This window comes from Bartonella grahamii subsp. shimonis (genome assembly GCF_036327415.1).
GTDB classification, from domain to species: Bacteria; Pseudomonadota; Alphaproteobacteria; order Rhizobiales; family Rhizobiaceae; genus Bartonella; species Bartonella shimonis.
Window position 1 is genome coordinate 872,892 of sequence record NZ_CP123961.1, and the last position, 20,530, is coordinate 893,421.

19 protein-coding genes are annotated in these 20,530 nt (G+C 40.1%); 17 read left to right on the forward strand and 2 right to left on the reverse strand.

What is annotated here, in order from left to right:
* The first annotated feature begins 10 nt into the window (after positions 1-10).
* The 12 genes from QHG57_RS03915 (at position 11) to QHG57_RS03965 (ending at position 10,682) form a co-directional block, all read left to right on the forward strand.
* Positions 11-259 carry a hypothetical protein gene (locus tag QHG57_RS03915; RefSeq protein ID WP_330168740.1) on the forward strand — a complete coding sequence of 83 codons (249 nt, stop codon included), beginning with the start codon at positions 11-13 and terminating at the stop codon, positions 257-259.
* Positions 252-1,139, forward strand: a complete 888-nt coding sequence (locus tag QHG57_RS03920) for a hypothetical protein (protein WP_330168741.1) — start codon at positions 252-254, stop codon at positions 1,137-1,139. Before QHG57_RS03915 ends, QHG57_RS03920 begins: the two co-directional genes overlap by 8 nt.
* Before the next feature lie 2 nt (positions 1,140-1,141).
* A complete protein-coding gene (locus QHG57_RS03925) occupies positions 1,142-2,056 on the forward strand; it encodes a hypothetical protein (protein ID WP_330168742.1) in 915 nt (304 codons plus the stop codon).
* A 780-nt stretch (positions 2,057-2,836) separates the two neighbouring features.
* A complete protein-coding gene (locus QHG57_RS03930) occupies positions 2,837-3,091 on the forward strand; it encodes a hypothetical protein (RefSeq protein ID WP_330169514.1) in 255 nt (84 codons plus the stop codon).
* Positions 3,092-3,439: 348 nt separating this feature from the next.
* A complete protein-coding gene (locus QHG57_RS03935; protein WP_330169515.1) occupies positions 3,440-3,886 on the forward strand; it encodes a hypothetical protein in 447 nt (148 codons plus the stop codon).
* Between the two features lie 22 nt (positions 3,887-3,908).
* Positions 3,909-4,412 (forward strand): DUF6622 family protein, encoded by a 504-nt coding sequence (locus tag QHG57_RS03940; protein WP_330169516.1) that lies wholly within the window; start codon positions 3,909-3,911, stop codon positions 4,410-4,412.
* 1,013 nt (positions 4,413-5,425) lie between these two features.
* Positions 5,426-6,769 (forward strand): MATE family efflux transporter, encoded by a 1,344-nt coding sequence (locus tag QHG57_RS03945; protein ID WP_330169517.1) that lies wholly within the window; start codon positions 5,426-5,428, stop codon positions 6,767-6,769.
* Between the two features lie 345 nt (positions 6,770-7,114).
* Positions 7,115-7,546, forward strand: a complete 432-nt coding sequence (locus QHG57_RS03950) for a hypothetical protein (RefSeq protein WP_330168747.1) — start codon at positions 7,115-7,117, stop codon at positions 7,544-7,546.
* A gap of 191 nt (positions 7,547-7,737) precedes the next feature.
* On the forward strand, positions 7,738-7,815 hold the full coding sequence (locus QHG57_RS09760) for a hypothetical protein (protein WP_281432030.1): 78 nt from the start codon (positions 7,738-7,740) through the stop codon (positions 7,813-7,815).
* Between the two features lie 832 nt (positions 7,816-8,647).
* Positions 8,648-9,898: an MFS transporter gene (locus tag QHG57_RS03955; RefSeq protein WP_330168749.1), complete on the forward strand. Its 1,251-nt coding sequence runs from the start codon at positions 8,648-8,650 to the stop codon at positions 9,896-9,898.
* Between the two features lie 443 nt (positions 9,899-10,341).
* A complete protein-coding gene (locus QHG57_RS03960; RefSeq protein ID WP_330168802.1) occupies positions 10,342-10,488 on the forward strand; it encodes a restriction endonuclease in 147 nt (48 codons plus the stop codon).
* A gap of 65 nt (positions 10,489-10,553) precedes the next feature.
* Entirely contained in the window at positions 10,554-10,682 is a 129-nt protein-coding gene (locus QHG57_RS03965; protein ID WP_330169518.1) for a hypothetical protein, read from the forward strand.
* 987 nt (positions 10,683-11,669) lie between these two features.
* On the opposite strand, the gene QHG57_RS03970 is transcribed toward QHG57_RS03965, so the two are convergent.
* A complete protein-coding gene (locus tag QHG57_RS03970) occupies positions 11,670-12,887 on the reverse strand; it encodes an MFS transporter (RefSeq protein WP_330169519.1) in 1,218 nt (405 codons plus the stop codon).
* 10 nt (positions 12,888-12,897) lie between these two features.
* Positions 12,898-14,319, reverse strand: a complete 1,422-nt coding sequence (locus QHG57_RS03975) for a coproporphyrinogen-III oxidase family protein (RefSeq protein WP_330167172.1) — start codon at positions 14,317-14,319, stop codon at positions 12,898-12,900.
* A 484-nt stretch (positions 14,320-14,803) separates the two neighbouring features.
* Here QHG57_RS03975 and QHG57_RS09765 point away from each other — a divergent pair, with 484 nt between their 5' ends.
* The 5 genes from QHG57_RS09765 (at position 14,804) to zwf (ending at position 20,530) form a co-directional block, all read left to right on the forward strand.
* Positions 14,804-15,040, forward strand: coding sequence for a type III PLP-dependent enzyme domain-containing protein (locus QHG57_RS09765; protein WP_419196696.1), 237 nt, complete (start codon positions 14,804-14,806; stop codon positions 15,038-15,040).
* 544 nt (positions 15,041-15,584) lie between these two features.
* Entirely contained in the window at positions 15,585-15,758 is a 174-nt protein-coding gene (locus QHG57_RS03980; protein WP_330169520.1) for a class I SAM-dependent methyltransferase, read from the forward strand.
* A 456-nt stretch (positions 15,759-16,214) separates the two neighbouring features.
* On the forward strand, positions 16,215-17,642 hold the full coding sequence (locus tag QHG57_RS03985) for a glutamine synthetase family protein (RefSeq protein ID WP_330169521.1): 1,428 nt from the start codon (positions 16,215-16,217) through the stop codon (positions 17,640-17,642).
* An 11-nt stretch (positions 17,643-17,653) separates the two neighbouring features.
* Entirely contained in the window at positions 17,654-18,937 is a 1,284-nt protein-coding gene (locus tag QHG57_RS03990; protein ID WP_330169522.1) for an NAD(P)/FAD-dependent oxidoreductase, read from the forward strand.
* Positions 18,938-19,057: 120 nt separating this feature from the next.
* Positions 19,058-20,530, forward strand: coding sequence for a glucose-6-phosphate dehydrogenase (zwf, locus tag QHG57_RS03995; protein ID WP_330167175.1), 1,473 nt, complete (start codon positions 19,058-19,060; stop codon positions 20,528-20,530).

Sequence of the window (20,530 nt, forward strand, 5' to 3'; positions counted from 1 at the left end):
GGCGCCACAAATGGTGGGCTATGTCGCATTTGAATCTTGTCCACAAGCGATCAGCTATCTTATTGCCGCGGGCATGATTGTATTGATGCATGTTGTAAATACGCGCTTTATGTATCTTGGTTTCCAAGATAAGCGCAAGGCCTATTTCTATCTGCCTTTTGTAATTCATTTTGCGGTTGGTCTTTTGTCTATGTTTGACATTTCTTCAGGCTATGCAATATTAATAAATTCTATTTCTGAGGCTTACAATAATGCTTGACAAATTGACATTATCTGTTATCGGCGCCGTTTTTTGTCTGGTGCTGATTATTTTTCCTTTAATGAAGAAAAAAACATTGGTTGAACGTTTGGTTTTCTTGCTCGTTGTTTTGTGTCTTGTTTTTCTTTATGTTTATGGCGCTGTGAGTTATTTTCCTTATTATGTTTTGGCGCTTTCGCTTATATTGGGGTACCGCTGGTTACTCTCTTTGGTTAAAGCGTTTAAAGGTACGAAGGCGATTATTGGGTCAAGCGCTGGTTGTTATGTGCTTTTGATTTTTTTTCTACACGGCTTTATGCGTATGATAGGCAGTTTGATTTTAGATTTTTCTGCTTATAGTACGCCTAATATTGTTTTTGCTGTTGGTCTATTCCCTATAGGCATGGCGATTATGCAGTTTTTTTTGCTCTCTCATTGGGTGGCAGAAGATAATGGCAATGGTGTAGAGGCAGCACTGGGCGTGGGAATGGGGATTTGGGGGGCTGCTATAGGGCTTGCACTGCTTATATCTCTACCAGAAGCTGTGAAAATCCTAAAAGGGGCCTTTAGTCTTAATAGGGACGCCTTACTTTCTTTACTTGAGACGGTAATATATTATGCGTTTATTATCGGTCTGAATCTTTTATCAACTTTCTTAATGCTTGTGGTTTGCCTTGACAAGAAATGGCGTTTTTTTGTTCTTATCTTGCTTTTACAATGCTTGGCGGCTTGGGCGCGCTTTTCATGGCGGGCCGCTGAGCCAGAACTTCTTGCAATTGGGCATTATACAATCGCTACTATTCTTATGTTTGCTCTTATGCGGCAAATTTATGATTTTGTGCAAGACAGATTATCCATGAAGAAAAATAGCAGTTACGCTGTAGTAAATGAGGGGGCATAATAATGTTGGTTTTATTTATTACTTCGCTTCTCGCAGGCCTTATTTATGGCGCTGTCATTTATAATTTTTTTCGCTCTACATTTAGTTGGATAAATGTGCTGTTGAGCGGCATAGTTTTTGGGATGATTGTTCTGTTAGTATGGCGTTACTCGGAAACAGAACATAAACTTGATGCCTTACGTTTACTGCAAGTGCTTGGCGTTGTTTTTCTTCTATGTGTGTTTCATCATTTTCTGAAGTTCAAATTGGTTGTCGCTGGTGCTGTGGGATGGTTTGTTGCTAGCTGCATTGCTGGCGGGCTTATTGCTTTTTGGGAGCAATCTGTAATAAAAACGCTTTATATGATGAGTATTGTTGAAACCAAGAGTCGTGCAGAGCAGGGGCTGGCGCTTGTTTTTTTATTTTTAACATTTACGGTTTTTTTTGTTGTAGCAGAAGAAGCCATGCGTCGTTGGTTAGTTACTAAGTTTTATCGGTGCTCGCCTAGTTTTTTGTGGCGTTTGCCGCTGAATATTGGCATAGGCTGGGGTTTATGCGAATTATCTTATAAGGCGCTAGGGCCTTTCCTTGTTTATAATGGCTGGCCTATTCGATCTAGGTTATTAGCCAGTGAGTATGTAATTTTTTATTCCTGGACGCAAGCGAGTATTTTTTTGTGTGCTTTAATGAGCGTCATACTCATGCATATTTTCAATACATGCTTGGCGTATCGAGGTGTTGTTACGCGCTCTAAATTTTATGCGTGTGCGCCTTTTTTTGTCCACGCTATTGTTAACTGTTTCGGTGCAACAGTGCTGGTTACAGACAAGGTTTGGTTTAATGTTGGGGGCTGCTTGTTTATTCTACTTTGTGTGATGTTGTTCGTATATTTTGAAAGCAAAAATCCTTTAATACAAAACATAAAATTGCACGCTTAAAGTGTTGTAGAGTGATGAATAACTTTGCGTACTCTAAGTATGGCTAGAGAGCCTGATACGCGCTTTCTGTTCTGCAAAAAAATAGAGAAGGTTAGCACCGACGTAACGCGTCTAGTACCAAGAGCGACGTCATTTCTGCACTAATTGGGGGGAGGGTGTGCCACTGGCCACGCGCTATGGGAGCCTGCAAATATGCTATCATGCGACTTTCTAGTGTCCTCCATGAGATTGAAGCCGGGAATCTTGAGGCGTCGATAACGCATTATTGCAAAGACAAACTCTGGTCAGGGTTTGGTCATCCAATTATGCAACGGGATGTCCGGGTTGATTTCTTTTTTCACGCTTTCAGGCGCCTATGCGCCCCTTCAGTTCGCTTGCGCGATCTATTTCGGACAATACAGGACTGCAAGCCAATGTCGATTTTCTAATTGCAAGCATCATGAGCAAACATCGGGCTGCTCCTGAGCTGGGATTGTTGGCTTTTTTCGTTTGTCGTATGCTGATACTTCTCGCGCACTATCAAGCGCGGTTTAGCTCTCATTCCTTCGGTTTATTATCAAAGGATTTAAGAGAAAAATATAAAAAGGTCCCCTAATCATGGCTATAAAGCATCGCACCGAGCCAAATTTCTTGGGTATATGTCAGAGTATCACCTTAACCGCACCGATGCGTGCTTGCGAGAAAATCGATATTTCTCACTGGGATTTAGCCCATAACTATTTGAAACAGGGCTTGTTACTCGAAGCCTTGCATCAGTTTTCAGTTCGATTCGCCACCGTGGTGGCTAAAAACTCGGATCTTACGTATCGCTATCTCCCTGTTATGGTTGAACAGTTTTTCTCTACCACCCATTTTGATAGCGATCGGTTACGCGCTGAAGGACATATTGAACGCATTAATGAGGCCTACCGTATTCACTGTAAGGCCAGCCCATACGACAATGGCAAGGTCGTTATTGCGCAGACAATCATCATTGTCAGTATAAGGTCTGCTTCCCTGGCTCGTGTTCTGAGAAAGCCGCTCTTCCATTACTAGGCGATTTATGTAAGATTTCCTCCGTAACCGGAGATTCTTGTACTTTTTCCTTTAATGTGCATCACCCGCTTTTTGAGGAACATTTCCTCTCCCGCGTCGTATGTCCTGGTTCACTATTGATTGAGATGGTTCTGGCTTTGGCCACGCAGGGTAGGGCGAAAAATATCGCATCTGTTGCGCTGAAAAAGTAAAGTTCATTGAAGCAGTTTATTCGGGAGATACCTATCAGTTGACCATTAAACAGGATACAGAGTGTGAACCAGGTGGCGTTTTTTATATTCATACGGAAACTAAAAAACGAAGCACTTGCGGTAAGTTTTCTATCAAATATAAAAAGGAGGATGCACCATGTTTAACATAATAATCTCTTTTATTCCGTGGAGTATTTACTCCTGGGTTATCAATGGAAACGTTTTAACTCTGGTCGAACGCTCTCTCATCTTAACTGTGATTTTATTGTCTATTATTGTTGTGAATATTAAAATTGTCCGACAGGGAGAACCCGTGATGATTACTAACATTCTGACAGTTATTGTTCTGTTTGTTAATTATTTCGTTGGATGGTCTACACTTTTACTGAACTACCTTACAGTTTTTTGCTATCTGTCACTTGCTCTGGTTTCATTGATTAGCTTGCTGGTAAAGAAACCCTTTACCATTTTTTATGCTAGTGCTAGCCTCAACGCTGCTAAAAAACGCAAACATATCCTATTGTATCTCATCAATAAATATATTACATGTATCTGGGTAATCATCATGCGATATTTTTATCGCGTCAAACACCATGGTGCATAAGTCAAACACCATGGTGCATAATATGTCATTGTTTAACATTCTGACCGGAACCCCTTTATGGGTCTGGATTTTGCTTATTTTTCTCATTACGATGGGAATAAGCGCATTGAAAGATAGGGAAATGGGGGTTAACCGCCTTTTTCTATTGCCGTTAATCTTTCTTTTTTTGGGCGGAAGCGATGTGATTAACGAGCTGGCGTTCCCGCGCTGGGGAGCAATCTCAATGTTGGCGGGGCTTATGATCGGCGTTGGCGTTGGCTGGTTGCTCTGGCGTGCCGCTCCGCGTTTAAAAATCAAAGAGGGAACGGATTTAATTATTCGGCCTGGTACGCCGTTGCCACTGATATTTATTCTTATCACTTTTGTCATCAAATTCACATTGATTGTTTTTCTCAAGGTTGAACCTGATTTGAAATATGCATTTGATTTTAACCTTCTTTTTGGTCTTTTAAGTGGGTTCACTGGTGGTGTGTTTTGGGGCGGCACATTAAATTTATATATAACATTTCGAAAGAATCCAAATTAATCCCTATACCATTAGCTGTGGGTGTTTCCCATCAGAACTATCTCAATAGAAGCTTATTCCTAACAACAACGCTGCATACAAACGCAGCATTGCCTCATAGTTTCAGATTTTTTTGTCCCAGCGCGTGAATACGTGACGGAAGTGATATATCTGACTATGCCTCCCTTGGGGGCAGAGCGAGCCTAAAGGTTTAGAATGCTATGAGTTTAAGCTAGCTGGACTTTGAGCAGATGGTTGATCGCTAATGGTAAATCATTTTGTTTTACGATTCAAAAAGAGGATAGTGATGGTCTCATTGGCCTAGGTGGGCAAGAGAACTCTTAGCTTGGCAATGCGTCAACAGTTTGTAGAACTATATTATGGACCCCATACGCAAAGCGGTTGCTATGATGCCATGATGCTTTTGTCAAGCATTGTGATATGGTAAGAACCGGTGTTTAAGGGTGCAACTGCGGTCACTGCACGACCCAGTAGCATTACGTCTGAGTATTTAGGAGCGGTAAACTCCGTACAGGCTACGCGTACAATATGTGAAGCACGCTTGCGGGAATTAGTGTGTCATTATTGCGTTGTGCACGCAACCCTCTAGCTAGTACTTCATTGGTAAGGCTGTTTTTTGAAGTTGGTTGTAATTATCTGTGTGTTTTTAAAGAGAACGTTAGCACCGATGTATCGCGTGCAGTACCAAAAAATCTTCCAAAAATTTATTGAAAATACTGAAAATGGATGTGCAAGACGAACAAAGGCTTGCTAAGGATATTTTATCAACAATTGTAACTGCTTGGGGGCATAATATTGTACAAAAAAAATGCATGGCATGAAGTCCAAAAAACGAATAAAGGCGCATTGCGCTTCTCCTTTAAGAACTGGGTATCTCCTCTTAGCTTAATGAGTTCTCATTATGCATCTTTTACGCAAGATTTGCGATGGAAAGACTTGACAAAAAAAATCAATACGTTTTGTTTAAAAGATCCGGGTTTAATATGCCCTTCAATAGGGAAGGGTATTTCACAATGTTTGTTGTGATGAAGAAATTACTCCTTCTTGGTATGCCACTGGCTATTGGTTTTATCTCTCAGATGATGATTTCCTTCACAGATGCGGCACTTGTAGCGCATTTAGGCGTTCAAGCCTTGAGTGGTACAATGTTAGCTCTAAGTATGTTTAGTTTTGTTATGTTGTTGGGACTAGGGATTATTACCGCAGTTGCACCAAAACTTGCGGAAAGTTTTCGCAAACAAGATAGAGATGCATTGAAGGCATGGTTTGATCAAGGAATATGGCTTTCCCTTTTGATTGGAATAATAAGTGCAATCATTTTACTCAATACGAGGAATATTTTATGTCTTCTCGGCCAAAATGAGGCAATTGCCAATATAGCGCAGAAATATAATAGTGGCGCTGCTATAGGGGTAGTGTTTTTTTATCTTTATGTAAATAGCCGTGGATTACTGTCAGCAATTGGTCATCCAAAGCCCTTAACTTGGATTATGCTTGCCGCTATTCCTGTAAATTTTCTCATCTCTTGGCTGCTTATTTTTGGTATAGGTCCTGCAAGCGGATTTGGTGTCTTTGGTGCTGGAATTGCGAGTAGTTTGGTCCGTATTTTGATTGTTATGGCAGTAGCAATAATTCTGTCCCGCAATTCTACTTTTAGTTCCTTTCACTTTAATTATTTAAGACCAAAGTTAGAAATTTCACGAATAATACAATTACTGTTCATAGGACTTCCCATTGGTATCCGTATTCTTATTGCGGAGGGCTTTCCTTCTGTTATTGCCTTCATGATTACAGCTTTTGGGGTCGAAGCTTTGGCTGCGCATACGATTGGAATGCGTCTTGATATGCTTATTTCTGTGGTAGCTTTGGGGATTTCCAGCGCAGCTGCGACCATAGCAGCGTGGTATCAAGCCGATCGGAATCATATGGCTCTAAAACAGTTACGTATGAATGTCACAATTTTTGCTATAGCTTATGTCTTGTTTTTATCAGGGGGTGTTTATTTTTCTTATGAATTCATTCTTTCAATCATCTTTGACATTTCTTCAGTCCACGTTATTGTTTTCTCTTGGGAGTTGCTTCCGTTTATCTTATTGTCTTTTGCTTTTGGCACTTTAGGAGCCATGCTCAATGGCATACTTGTGGGTTTGCTTGATACGTTTTGGCCAACAATTGTTGTAACAATAAGCTATTGGGGGATAGGCTTATTTGGGGGAGCTCTCATGGCACATTTTTTTGAATATGGTTTTATGGGTTATTGGCTTGGCATGATTGGTGCCAGCTTAATCGTTTCTATCTTTAACTATATGCGCGTGGGTTATTTAATAAAACGCAATTCTATGTTTGGGGCGAAGTGAGTGTTATAAAAGCACTGTAAGCACGAGCTGTGAAAGCATAGCACCTCATCCCGTCCATAGGGGCTGTTTTGCTTCTATGGAGATAACAATATAGGTTACAAAATTGGCTTAATATGAAAAAGAAGTGCCTTTGTTTGTATCCTTAATATTATCTATTGAGTTTTAAGGTAATATGAGTTTATTAAAATCATTCGGATTCAATTTAAGAGTAAGTTTAGTAAATTGGAATGGTTTAATACCATAAAAAATGACTAGAAAAAACGTGCCTATATTTATACGCCGTTGAGGAGTCATTTAAAAAAGTTATTGTTTTTATAAGTCATTACAATCGCGGTGCTAAAATGCATGCGTTTGTTAAAACAATCGCTGCCGCTGACGATGTTATTCTTGCAAGTTCTGTTTATACGGGTCTTATTCAGAGGGATAAAGAATGCTCTTGATAATTTAGATTATCATTCTTTTGGGGATAAAGCTGTTGGTCTTTTCTCTCATGGCAGTACAGCCAAAAATGCGCTACTGTCATGTGAATATTTGGGAACAGTTGTGCATACGCTTTATGGACAAGCACTGCAATGTCAAGTTGCTTCAGCTAAAGATGATTTTGCGTCTGAGAATGAAAACCATACATGGAGACTTAGCAGCGAAGATGCACAAGCTCGCTGCACATATCTTGCTGATGAAACGTATTATAGATTTTTAAAAGTGACACCCCTATGGACGGGCTTGAAATATTGCATATTATGGGGGGCATTCGCCTGCACATGCATTTTCGTGTAGGTTGACTGAGCGGCGCGCTTGCCTTATTAGCGAAGCCGCTGCGTATTGTTCATGTTTTTGGCTCTAATGCAGAGGATAAAATAATCTCTGGATGTGCGCATCATAATAAGATTGACGCCACATCTGTAAAATTAGGTCGGAAAAGGCGACCAAATGGCTGGCGGTGATCAACGAGAAAAGTTTATGATCATGTGATTTGTGAGAGCCGTATTGAGAAAGAGTTTGCGCAAAATCTCGATAATGACCCGGATGTAAGATTATTTTTTTAATTGCCAAGGAGTTTTAAAATTGCAACGCTAATCGGCTCTTATACCAGATTAGGCGGTATTAGAGCGTGAGAGCGAACAAAAGCTTTATTTTGCGCATTTTGCGGCGCTTGAGATGAGTTTTGAGTGTAGTGCATAGCCGGTGACAAATTGGCGTGAATATAAGTGCACTTTGCCCGAAGCGGCGCATGATTTTCCAAGTGCTGCGGTGGTTGTTGCAGAATGATTGGTGCATGAAATACTTAATCTCGGCGCGGGGAGGAGAGCAAAGCTTTTTATATCAAAATAATAAATTGACAAAGCTAGCTATAAAGTAGCTATAATGTGTACTTCATGTGAAATTTAATTGTTTTCATTAGCATTGGTGCACGAAATACTTAACCTTGGCGCGGGGAGGACAGCCAAACTTTTTATATCAAAATAATAAATTGACAAAAGGTAGCTATAAAGTAGCTATAATGTGTACTTCATATTAAATTTAATTGTTTTCATTAGTATTGGTGCACGAAATACTTAATCTCGGCGCGGGGAGGACAGCCAAACTTTTTATATCAAAATAATAAATTGATAAAAGCTAGCTAAAAAGTAGCTATAATGTGTACTTTATGTGAAATTTAATTGTTTTCATTTAATACAGGAGGTAAAATTATGAAAACTAAAGATGTGTATAAACCACTGAAAAAAATTCAAATTAAGCGGGTTGATGTTACTTCGCTTAAAGCCCAAACAAGTGAGCAGAAAATGACTGCTCGACGCTCCCTTCTGAATTGAGGTTAAAAATATATAAAGCTGGCAGCAAAAAAAGCTGCCAGCTTTATAGCTTTTGGATATATTAATGACGATAGATTATGAAGTTAAAAAGTTGCTCTATGGCTGTGCGGCAATGAGCGGGGTTCGGCTGATTACAGGTTCATTCCATGCTTTTTTTTTCTTGTCTATGGGCGTTAGTATGACACAGTTAGCTTTATTGCAAATTGTGTTTAGCGTAGCTATTTGTATTTTTGAAGTGCCTTGTGGGATTTTAGGAGATAAAATCGGCGTTAAACAAAATGTTATCTTATCATGTTTCTTTTTTTCGCTCTTTTTCTTTTTATGTATCTACGCGCCTAATCTTTTTGTCTTAATTCCGGCAGAAATTATTTATGCTTTAGGCTTTGCTTTATGTTCTGGCGCTGATAGCACATGGATTAAAGGCTTAATTGATAGCGGTGGTTACAAGGGTAGTTTGATCTATCACCAAGTAAACGCCTATAAGCGGGAACTAACGGCATTCATGAATATGGTTGCTGGTGCGCTAGGTGTTCTTATTGTTTTGTGTATGGATAATTATCAGTCGGCATATTATTTTTGTTCTTTCGGGTTTCTCGTGCTTGTATTCTTGTTTAGTCGGGTGACGGGGATAGCTATTGCATCCGTTTCGGGCAGTAAGCCAATAAAATCGGGTTCTTTGTTGCATGCAACAGAAGCTTTTGCTTATTTAGTTACCTCAAAGATCGGGTTGTATTATATATTGATATGTGGTTTTATTGTTGCCGCATTGCAGCCTATATTTCATTTTTGGCAACCTTTTATTTTGGGACAAACAGGAGTATTAGACAATGCAACAGGAAAGACTAAAATTCTTATTCTTGGTCTATGCTTTGTGTCTTATACTCTCGTAAAATACTTATTTAATCGCTTTGTAATTAAATATCTTATGCAAAAATACGCTCCTATGGCGATAACTTTGTGCTCACTCGTCCTGAGTGCTGTTATTATGCTTGCTCTGCTCCTCGTTGCAAACAGTTGGGCCCCCCTTATTTTATTCACTGTATTTCACAGTTTTTTTTCTGTCCCTATGACGCAGTTTGAAGCAGAATTTTTTAAACATATTCAACAAAAGAATGCAAATACGGTTTTATCCATTGTTAGTTTTCTTGCGCGTATTTTTGGTATTTTAGCGCTTGTGCTGATTGGTTGGTTGGCGAATAATGTTTGTATAGAAGCAGCTTTTTGTTTCGCCTTGCTTTGTATATGTTTAGTTATTCCGCTTAATTTGGCCTGGCTTTATACTGATAAAAAGTTAATAAAAAACGAAGAGCTCTGAGAGAGAAAATACAATTGAATAGGGACTTGCCCGTGACTTACATAAAGACACAAGAAAAAATAGTGTGTGGGTCATCTTATATGGATTTAGTCGAAATTAATAGCTGTCCATCGTTTTAAGTAGAGATGCTTATCGATTTGAATACGCCAAATGATTGTACTGCTATTAGCCAGAAATATCGCGAACGAGCATACCAAGAGGCTTATGATATTGATGTTTTGCTAAATAGTGGGCACGTATTAGATTTTGCAAAAAAACGTAAGCTTTTTTAGAGTGCGCGGAGGAAATCCTCAATAAAGCGTATGTCAATCTTACTATTGCTGGTATTAAATATTTAACACTAGTTAGCCAAGACTATAGTGTGCAAGAATGTTTTGCAAGTAGCGAACTTTTGGCGAATTTAGAGCGTACAGCGCTGGTGAGTGAGAAGAGTGTATATGATCATGTGGTTTATAAGAGTAATATTGAGAAAGAATTTGCGCAAAATTAATGATAATGCCTCCGAAGTAAAATTATTTTTTAAATTGCCAAGGAGCTTTAAAATCGTGACGCTCATAGGCTCTTACACGCCGGATTTTTGCGTGTTTTAGAGTGAGATGGCGCGCAAAAGCTTGATTTTGTACTGGAAACAAAAGGAACGAATAGCGAGTTTGATTTGCGCCTTAAAGAAATGCTGAAGATTAAATGCGGCAAGGCGCATTTTACCGCCCTTAAGACTGGTGTGGTGTTTAACGAGGCACCGGTGATGAGTTGGCGCGATTCTAAAGCGGGGGGATGGCGGTAGAGAGAGGGGGGGGAGGAGTGGGCGGCACGAATGACGCTGTCTTTAGTTGCGTACCGCCAAGCTAATTTTGTGCTTTGCGAAATTTGCCAAGGCTTTTGGACGTACTGTGTTTACTGCGTAATAACATCTTATGAATACCATGTAGAAGGCGCGCAGAAATGGGTGATTGCGTGTCTAGCTTCCCAATGCCGTAATTAAGTACAGCCACATAATGAGATAGCTCTTCAATATCGTCAGTCGCACTGATATTTTTTCTTTATTTTCAAACAATAATAGGTCAGATGGTAACGATTATGTCCTTTCTATCTGAGAAAGAGTAGCACCGCTTGCGTATATGCACGAGTAAAAGTCAATCAACATTGGTCTGAGGTAAAAAACGCAAATTATTTCTAATACACCTAAGGATTTCATAGCTTGCTCTAACGGTTTATATAAAACCGCCCTTTTTAAAGGTGGATTGGGTGGCAAATTTATTGGGATATAGGCTTTATGAATCTCTCAAACTAAGCTTTCTACTATGCAGGTCCTAAGGCGTGATTGCATATATGGTCGTATCTGTTGCTGCGTTGTGTAGGTAGAGATCCTAAATTAGGAAAGGAGGACTGCTCTTTTAATTACAAAGGAAGAATACGGCGCGTAAGTGCAGCAAAATGTATTTTGAGGAGCAGTAAAGGGGTGAGGCATTTGATGTCCAGCGGATGACCGATTAACTGGAGTATAAGTGGGCATTGCTAGGGCGGATTTTAGTTAAGAATTGCGCTCCGTACGCCATAAGCTCTCTGCATCCTTCATATAGGCGTTGAGATCATCGCCCAATCAACGTAAAGGGGCTATTTTGCCTTTAACGCTTGTTTGGCTGCTTCCATTAGTGCCGCTGGCTCTATCAGCCATTACGGTTATAATTTCCTCGTCCAAAGAACAGATCAATTGATTGCGTAATAGGGTATGTGTGCCTTTTTTGACCGTGTCTTTTTTAAAAAGCAGCCGTTACCTCCTGGCAGGGTTGGGTGTTATATGATCAGCCTGCCAAAGAAATGGAAGCGTTATTGCGATAGCCACCAATAGTAGTCCAGCGATAAAGGCGGCAGCAAATTGCAATGATATAAAAGAACCAAGGACGCCGACCAAAAAGCTTCCGACTGGCATTCCAGCATAACCGATCACCCGAAAAGCAGAATTAGCTCGCCCGAGAAGTTGCTTTGGTGTGAGGCGCTGCCTGAAGGCGGTAACACCAATAAACCATAAGCTTGCTCCAACGCCAGCGATAAAGGTGACGCCCCATACGACGACAGCACTTTTTGAAAAGGCTGGAATCAGCAGCAAGACAACCGTTCCTAAACCGTCAGTGAGAACAGCTAGGCGCACCGGTGCATAGCGTATACGCGGCGCAAATAGGGCACCTGCCATTGTACCAAGCGCGTAGGCTGCAAACATCACGCCATATTGGCTGCTATGTAGGCCCAGATACCGATCGTCGGTAACGAAGAAGATGAACGAGGTTAGGAATGCTCCAAATACCACCGATAGAAAGAATGTGAGTAATGTAAGGGAGGTAAGATGCCGATTTGAAAAAATAAAACGAAAGCCGGCAATGATATAACGGAAAGAGATATTTTCTTTATCAGGTGTTGGCGATGTCGGAACAGCACGGCGAGCGGTAAAAATCAATGTGATAAAAAGCAGGATTAACAGGCCAAGAAATAGCAGTGTGCTATGCGCTAAAATGCTGCTTGTTATAACAGGGGCAAGAAAATATGAGACCCCGAAATCTAAAAACAAGACAATTGAGTAGAAGGTCATCAATCGCTCTCCCTCCATGATAAGTGGTGGAATCGTCATTATATAAGCTTCGGCAGAAACGACGATGAATCCAGCAATGGTTGCATAGAAGAAAATTTGTTCGGCTGGAGCAATCTGTATCATGAGCAGTACGAACAGTACAATATGCAGTAGCATGAAGATGAGGAGAGCCGAGGTGGCAAGTTTTATTTTGTCGCAGCGATCAAGTAAAGTGCCTGCAAGGATGCCGAAAATTGGCCACGCTAATGAGAAGAGACCTTGCGCCCAACTTACTCCGACTACGCCATATCCAGATTGTCTTGCTAATAGCGGGATGGCAGTGTGCAAAGCACCGCTGAGTAAGGCGAGCAGACTAACGGTTAGGCAAAAATAGCGTATGTTCTTATTGGCAAAAAGCGTGAACATTCTTTTCTCCTTAAGATGCCACACAGGTTTCCGCTGGTCCATCAAGTACGGCGGTTGTATTCAGCATGTTTGCGACATAGCCGTCCAAGATATTCCTATCTTCCTGAGGTAGAAGAAAATACATAAGGTTGGAATACCATTGCCAACCACGCTGAGTCAGCTGGAGATCGTTATCACTTTCTGCGATGAGACCTGCGCCTATAAGCTGTTGTAGGTTATTGTATACAAAAGAGGGGAGTGCGGTCCAGTCAATTCTTTCTTTTTGGACATAGCCGTTATAAGGTAGCCGCATACACAAAGCCTTGGAGGCTTGTTGCTCCGCTGATACCCAATTGTAGTATACTTTGGATTTGCCTTTAAGTTGTATGTCGGTAATGTATCCGCTTCTACTGGGATTGGCTCGTGTGACGAGTGAGCCGAGAAGCGACATTGCTGACGCCCCGAAGCCAACCACATAATCGTCATGATAATCATGCAAATATTTGTGATAGCGGAAATAATTAGCTGAACTCGTTTTAGCGAGCGTTAGAGGAGTGTTATTGGCAATTTTGATATAGGAATGTCCATTACACGGCGCATAGCCGCAGCTGCGCATAACGATGTCGCTAAATAAGCGAAGCATCTGTCGATGTTGTAGGCTGGATGGCTTTAGCCCTTTTTGTGTGTAAGACTTATGCAGTTGCGACGTGATAGCCAGATTGTTGATTGCATAGAGGTTGATGGTTTCAGGATGAAGCTCGCTGGCTTGCTTCAAATCGTATAATAGTTCTTCAGTTTGCTGGCTGTGCATGCCATATAGTAGGTCGAAACCGACATGTCCAATGATCTCTTGTGACCAAGCCACGGTATTGTTGATTTGTTCACGTGTTGAGGTGAGGTTAAACAATGATCGGAAACGCTCAATGAAACTCTGTATACCGAAGCTGATCCGGTTAACGCCGATCTCACGGGCAGCATAAAGTTTATCACGTGTGACGCTCTTCGGTTCGCTTTTCAGTGTAAACTCGGTTAAGGAAGAAAGCTCAAATTCGGCATGCAATACTTTTCCGATGTGTCGGATATTATCTGCGGACAAAAGCGACGGTGTGCCGCCCCCTATATAGATGCTGCGGATGGGCCCTCTAAGCGAGCGAATGAAATTTCCTTTGGTTCTGATCTCTGTGGTAAGCGCTGACATATAAGATTCGATTTGCTTAACGTGCTTGTAGGCCCCTTTCTGAAAGGGACAGAAGGAACAGATGGTTTCGCAAAAGGGAATATGCAAATAAAGAGAAATGGTACGCGCTTGTGGAATCTGCTTACTTTGCGCTAGTTTATTAAAGTCTAGGTAATCGTAAAATTCATTTGAAATAGTGCGAAATAGCGGATATATGAAGCTGTAAATCGGCTTGAGTTGATCGAACTTTTCAAAAGGATGATCCACGAGTTGCATAGCTTACCTCCCCCAACTTCTTAACTTGCACTATATTATTGACGGGCGACTGATTATCCTATCACCCGAGTGTATTACCAAAGATTTTCACGGAACATAATGAATCCTCCTTTTGTAGAAGTTATATGTATTATACATATAACTTATCATACGAACGGGCTAGCTTGTTTAAGAGGCAATGTAAAAATAAAAATATAAAAGAACTTTCTCTTGCAGCCTTATGGTCTGATATTGTAATTGGTATCCTGTTTTACGTGGTCGGGCTATGAATGCCTAGGGCGAGAAAAAGCAGGTATTTTAATGGACGTGCGGGGCATCATTGTTATGTTGCTGGGACTTTGGATTTGCGTCTGGTCATGAAATATCATTAGCGCAAAAAGATGGTTTTAAAGGTAGGTATATATTTTTAATATCCCTGTAAAACTATCGAGAAGAGATAGAATTATCTATTAGAAAACATATAAATGTCCAGTGTGATAATATTATTGAATTACATGACATCACCGCTCTTGCCCGCTATTTTGACATATTGCCTAAAATCTCATTGAGATTGTGCCATGTACTGGCAAACGGGGATAGATCGCGTTTTGGGATGACAGCGGCGGAGTTACATGCCGCATTATCTTTGCTAGAATCCAATAAGATTAGGCTTAATGGGGTGCCTTTGCATGTGGGCTCTAATTTGAATTCGACTGAGTTAATAGTATCCACCTTAAACTAAGGTTGGAAAGGATATTTACGCATTGAAGGATCAGATAAGTTTTATCAGTCTAGGCAAGGGATATCCGACTTCCACAGCGTTCTGCGGTGCCGTGACGGTCAATGACGAACACCCTCGTAAAATTTATGAGGCATTGTCACAATTGGGTTGTGATTTACATAAGCTTACGGTAATTATCAAACTTGGGCGTATTATATCTAAAGATTATGGTTATTTTTTTCAAATATTAGCTCTATAAAAGAGCAGAATGGTACGAACTTAATTACAATCTGCACAGTAACTAGATCATAAGTCAAAGTATGTGAAAGCAACTGATACAAAAAAGATTTTACGATGGTGGAAGATCAAGGATGAAGGATTTTAGTTCAAAGGAAATTGATATCATTGTGTTCTCATATCCTGATTTTTGGGATTTTTAGATATAAATAACACACCTCCTAGTGGGCTGGAGACTATCAAATATTGGATCACACATGACGCAATTAGCAAAAAATCTTATCTATTGGATTTAGCGTGCTCTACTGAATTCCCAGCTCTAAATATTGTGTGCAAAGTACAATGTCAAGCGGTGGGAGTTGATATAAGTGCAGAGTCTGTAGCATCCGCTCAGAACAAGGTTGATAGCTCTGTTATGCAGGGGATGGTTAAGTTTCATGTCGGAAATGCTAAACGTATGTCTTATCCTGAAAATACATTTATGCATATTACGGCGGGGTGAGTGTTTGTAAGCACTAGCTGTAAAGGCTACTTACCCTAGGTTGTTTACTTCTATGTGGATAACAGTAAAGTTTGCAAAACTTGCTTCATATTGAAAGAAAAGTTCCTTTTCTTTCAATTAAGCATTGTTACAGCCAAAAGGAAATTAAATATCTCGCCTTTATGATTCTTGCCAATGTTTGCTTATGTCTGATTATTTGAATCGGAATTAGGTTACGGTCCACTATAGTATTTCTTGCTGTTTTATATAAGGAGAAGGTTCGCACCGATGTATTGCGTGCAATATCAATTTTTTCACTATGGTTGATAGGATAGCTTGTTGAGCATAAGGTTCTTTTACCTTGATGGATCTTGTAGTATTCTTTAAAAATATCAGTTGAGGAATTTTTTTCGTGTCGTTTATGCAGGGGCTGATACAATAAGAATAGGGCTTGATTATTTTTAAAGTTGGTATGTTATGGCTGTAAAAAATGGTAAACAAACGAAAAGTAAGAATTTTAAACCTATTTCTCGTTTTCTCAAAAGTTTACGTGGTGTACACAATTGGGAACAGGTCTCACAATGGCTTGCTTTCCGTAAGGTAGAGGATATTGAATGTATTACACCCGATCAAGCAGGGGTACCACGGGGCAAGATGATGCTTTCTAAAAAATTTACATCAGAAACATCATTGGCATTGCCTTCAGCAGTTTTTATGGCAACAATTTCAGGGGATTATCCGGAAGATGGTCATGGTTTTGAATATCCTAAAGCAGATGGTGATTTACGCCTTGAGCCTGATCTTTCTACGTTAAGCATTGTTCCATGGGAAGATGCTCCTACGGCACAGGTGATTTGTGATCTTGTGTATCAAAATGGTCAGGTTGTGGATTACACACCACGCAATGTTTTACGAACGGTGGTCCATCTTTATACAAAAATGGGTTTAAGCCCTGTTGTTTCACCAGAAATTGAGTTTTATTTGGTACAAAAAAATCCCGATCCTGATTATCCATTAGTTCCACCGGTTGGTCGTTCTGGGCGTTCAATTGGTGGTGGACAGGGGTATTCCATTGCTGGTGTTAATGAATTTGATGATTTGATTGATGATATTTACCAATTTTCAGAGGCACAAGGATTGGAAATTGATACCCTCATTCATGAAGAAGGAGCAGGTCAGTTTGAAATTAATTTACGTCATGGTGATCCTATTGAATTAGCGGATCAAGTTTTTATGTTTAAACGAACAATTCGTGAAGCAGCTCTAAAACATAATATGTATGCAACTTTTATGGCAAAACCCATTCAAGGGCAGCCGGGTTCTGCTATGCATATTCACCAATCGGTTGTTGATAAGAAAACCGGTATGAATATTTTTACACAGGAAAATGGTGAAGAAAGTATCTGTTTTCGCCATTTTATTGGTGGATTGCAAAAACATATGCCAGGGGTACTCGTGATGCTTGCGCCTTATGTGAATTCTTATCGACGTCTTGTTCCTGATAATTCGGCGCCCGTTAATTTGCGATGGGGATATGATAATCGTACGACAGCTTTTCGTGTTCCCCGTTCTGCTCCTCAAGCGCGGCGTGTTGAGAATAGACTTCCTTCATCAGATGCGAATCCTTATTTAGCCTTAGCAGCTTCTTTAGCGTGTGGTCTCATTGGTTTGCAACAAAAAATTGAGCCGGATGAGCCTGCTACAAATAATGTAAACGCTGATAATATTGAGTTACCGCGTGGACTCATTGAGGCCGTCAATTTGTTTGAACAAGATACAGCAATACATGCTATTTTAGGGGATGTGTTTGTCAGTACTTATGCTGCAATTAAACGACAAGAGTTTGAAACTTTTATGGAAGTCATTAGTCCATGGGAGCGTGAATATCTCCTGCTGAATGTTTAGATTTTATGACGATGATTGATGATAATCCAATTTCTCCAGGGGTTTCTTGGTATGAAGATACTTTAAGAGAACGTCCCTCTTATCCTTCTTTTTGTGAAAACAGACAGTGTGATGTGGTCATTATTGGAGGCGGATTTACGGGTCTTTCGGCTGCTTATCACTTAGCCAAGTCTGGAGTAGATGTTATTTTATTAGAAGCATCACGTTTTGGTGATGGTGCTTCAGGGCGCAATGGTGGACAGCTGGGAACAGGACAACGGCAATGGGTAGAAACATTAGAAAAAAAGTATGGTTTTGAGCGAAGTAAGGCTCTGTTTGATTTAGCAGAAGAAGCTAAAAGAGATATTTTATCTTTATGCGCGATGCCTAATTGTCCGTGTGATTTGATAAGAGGACAGCTTTCTGTAACGCATAAAAGGCGTGAGCTTCTCTCTTATCAACGGCATATTGAGGTGATGGAGCGTTATGGCTATCACGCACTTACTTTTATGGATAGGGCTGAAACATCTAGACGACTTGGATCGTCTTTTTATTGTGGTGGTATTTATGATGCGGATACCGGCCATATAAATCCCTTAAAATTGATTATTGGGTTGGCAAAAAAAGCTAAAGATACTGGTGCTAAGCTTTATGAAAAGTCACAAGTAACGACCGTAAGGCGCAAGGGAGCCTATTGGAAAGTGATAACAGAAAAAGGCAGTGTAACAGCAGAGCATGTTTTACTTGCAACAAATGGGTATAAACTTGGTCTTGAGCGTTTTGTTGAAAAAAATATTGTTTCTATTCGCTCTTATATTGGAGCAACGGACCCATTACCAAAGCATAGTTCAATTCTCAAGGGGGGGGAAGCGGTCGATGATTCTCGTTTTATGGTTCGTTATTTTCGCAAAAGCATTGATAATCGTTTATTATTTGGTGGCGTAGAAAGTTATAATAATAAGTATCCTGTAAATTTAGATGAACGTATAAAACGGCAAATTGCTGAGATTTACCCTCAATTACACTCTATCAATTTAAGCCATCATTGGGGAGCAACGGTTGCTATCACAGTTGAGCGCATGCCTTATGTTCGACAACTTTTTTCAAAGATGACTTATTGTGGCGGCTATTCAGGGCATGGTGTTATGCTGGCTCCGTTCATGGGAAAATTATACGCAGAATGGTTGACTGGAAAATATGAACGTTTTTCCTATTTCCAGGACTTAAAGATTTCATGCTTTCCTGGGGGAAGAGCTTTGCGTTATCCGCTTATATTTTTAGCAATGCGTTGGTTTTCTTTAATGGATCGCCTTTAATGGAAACATTGCTTGAAATGAAGAAAATTAATGGCTTATTTAGTATCTGTCTGCTTTAATGATGGAAGCTTTTATAAGTGATATGGGATTTCATAATCGAATAGAAAAATAAACAAGTTCATGGTGCGTAAAATTATTCCAGTTTCTTCCTTTGATTGTATTGTTTTTGGTGGCAATGGTGATCTGGCGTCGCGCAAGCTTTTGCCGGCTTTGTATCATTGTCAGTGTGCTGGTCAATTCAGTGAGCCAACACGTATTATTGGAGTTTCGCGCACTTCTTTAAGTCATGAAGAATATCAAAATTTTGTCCGCATTTCTTTAGAAAAATATATCCATCCAAACGATCTCAATTCAACTGAACTCTATCGTTTTCTTGCACGTTTAAGCTATGTTTCTGTTGATGTTTCCTCAAATCGAGGGTGGGAGGATTTAGCTCTCCTTCTGTCACAAGATTCAGCGGATATTCGAGCTTTTTATTTGGCTGTTGGTTCGTCACTTTTTGCTGATATTGCAATGAAGTTGGGAAAAAATGAGTTGGTGACACCACAAACACGGATTATCATTGAAAAACCAATTGGTTGCGATGTAAAAACAGCTGTTTCACTTAATGATGCATTTGCAAGCGCCTTTAATGAAGAGCAGATCTTTCGTATTGATCATTATCTTGGGAAGGAAACTGTTCAAAATTTAATGGCATTGCGGTTTGTTAATACACTTTATGAACCGCTATGGAATTCCAATTATATTGATCATGTTCAGATAACCGTTGCTGAATCTCTAGGGTTAGAGGGGCGTACAGAATATTATGAAAGCACTGGTGCTTTACGCGATATGGTTCAAAACCATATGCTACAATTACTTTGTTTGGTTGCGATGGAAATACCATTTACCAACAGTGCTAATGCTGTGCGCGATGAAAAACTTAAAATTTTACATTCTTTAACACCGCTTGATGTACATAATGTAGGGCAGCATACTGTACGTGGGCAGTATCTTTCTGGTCTATCAAATGGTATATTTGTAGAGTCTTATTTTGATGATCTGGGAAGAGTGAGTAAGAGTGAAACATTTGTCGCGCTTAAGGTTAAGATTGATAACTGGCGTTGGGCTAATACGCCTTTTTATTTACGAACAGGTAAGCGCATGTTTACGCGAATGTCTGAAATTGTTGTGGTTTTTAAACCTATTCCTCATAATATCTTTAATGTGGATTTAGATGAAATTTTTTCTAATCGGCTTGTTATTCGTCTCCAACCTGATGAAGGTGTAAAACAATGGTTGATGATTAAGGATCCAAGTTATGGCGGTATGCGGTTTCGTCATATTCCATTAGACATGAGTTTTTCTTCCGCATTTTCTGAACGTAATCCGGATGCTTATGAACGTTTATTAATGGATGTTATTCGTGGAGATCAAACACTGTTTATGCGTCGTGATGAAGTTGAGGCTGCATGGCGTTGGATTGATCCAATCATTGAGGGATGGGAAGCAATAAAACAGCCGTTTCACAGTTATAACGCTGGTACGTGGGGGCCACCTGCTTCAACCATTCTCATGGAACGTGATGGGCGTATATGGAACAATTTAGTTTAG

What these genes read in the sequence shown, in the direction of transcription:
- QHG57_RS03915 (WP_330168740.1), top strand. Translation starts at nt 11, where the DNA reads ATGGTGGGCTATGTCGCATTTGAATCTTGTCCACAAGCGATCAGCTAT.
- QHG57_RS03955 (WP_330168749.1), top strand. Translation starts at nt 8,648, where the DNA reads ATGACGATAGATTATGAAGTTAAAAAGTTGCTCTATGGCTGTGCGGCA.
- QHG57_RS03950 (WP_330168747.1), top strand. Translation starts at nt 7,115, where the DNA reads ATGCGTTTGTTAAAACAATCGCTGCCGCTGACGATGTTATTCTTGCAA.
- QHG57_RS03970 (WP_330169519.1), bottom strand. Translation starts at nt 12,887, where the DNA reads ATGTTCACGCTTTTTGCCAATAAGAACATACGCTATTTTTGCCTAACC.
- zwf (WP_330167175.1), top strand. Translation starts at nt 19,058, where the DNA reads ATGGTGCGTAAAATTATTCCAGTTTCTTCCTTTGATTGTATTGTTTTT.
- QHG57_RS03940 (WP_330169516.1), top strand. Translation starts at nt 3,909, where the DNA reads ATGTCATTGTTTAACATTCTGACCGGAACCCCTTTATGGGTCTGGATT.
- QHG57_RS03975 (WP_330167172.1), bottom strand. Translation starts at nt 14,319, where the DNA reads ATGCAACTCGTGGATCATCCTTTTGAAAAGTTCGATCAACTCAAGCCG.
- QHG57_RS03925 (WP_330168742.1), top strand. Translation starts at nt 1,142, where the DNA reads ATGTTGGTTTTATTTATTACTTCGCTTCTCGCAGGCCTTATTTATGGC.
- QHG57_RS03945 (WP_330169517.1), top strand. Translation starts at nt 5,426, where the DNA reads ATGTTTGTTGTGATGAAGAAATTACTCCTTCTTGGTATGCCACTGGCT.
- QHG57_RS03990 (WP_330169522.1), top strand. Translation starts at nt 17,654, where the DNA reads ATGATTGATGATAATCCAATTTCTCCAGGGGTTTCTTGGTATGAAGAT.
- QHG57_RS03920 (WP_330168741.1), top strand. Translation starts at nt 252, where the DNA reads ATGCTTGACAAATTGACATTATCTGTTATCGGCGCCGTTTTTTGTCTG.
- QHG57_RS03960 (WP_330168802.1), top strand. Translation starts at nt 10,342, where the DNA reads ATGTGGTTTATAAGAGTAATATTGAGAAAGAATTTGCGCAAAATTAAT.
- QHG57_RS03935 (WP_330169515.1), top strand. Translation starts at nt 3,440, where the DNA reads ATGTTTAACATAATAATCTCTTTTATTCCGTGGAGTATTTACTCCTGG.
- QHG57_RS03985 (WP_330169521.1), top strand. Translation starts at nt 16,215, where the DNA reads ATGGCTGTAAAAAATGGTAAACAAACGAAAAGTAAGAATTTTAAACCT.